At 81.2% G+C, this 400-nt stretch carries 1 protein-coding gene; it reads left to right on the top strand.

Annotated features, from left to right (window positions below; all coding sequences use genetic code 11):
• The coding region (locus ADK55_RS20735; protein WP_199826586.1) for an AAA family ATPase at window positions 1–400 on the top strand (400 nt) is incomplete at both ends.

Raw genomic sequence — 400 nt, 5'->3', positions numbered from 1 at the left:
GCCCCCCTCCCCCCCGCGCCCCGCCCCCCGCCCCCCCTCCCCCCCGACCACCCACCCCGCCGCCCCTTCGCCGACAGCCTCGGCACCGACCCCGGCCCCGCCCTGCGCGCCTTCCACGCGGAACTCCTGCGCCCGCCCCCGGAACCCACCGCGCCCCCCGAACCGTCGGAGGCCCCGCGCGGCAACCTCCGCCCCCGCCTCACCTCCTTCGTGGGCCGCGAGCCCGACCTGGAGGCCCTCCACGGCGACCTGTCCCGGCACCGCCTCGTCACCCTCATCGGCCCCGGCGGCTCCGGGAAGACCCGCCTCGCCGAGCACGCGGCGGCCGATCACCCGGAACCGGGCTGGCTCGTCGAACTCGCCCGCCTCGACCACCCCGCGGCCGTCCCCGGCGCCGTGC

This window comes from Streptomyces sp. WM4235 (genome assembly GCF_001279725.1).
Lineage (GTDB): Bacteria > Actinomycetota > Actinomycetes > Streptomycetales > Streptomycetaceae > Streptomyces.
The sequence above is the reverse complement of the archived record's forward strand: the minus strand, read 5'-3'. Positions and strand labels throughout refer to the sequence as shown.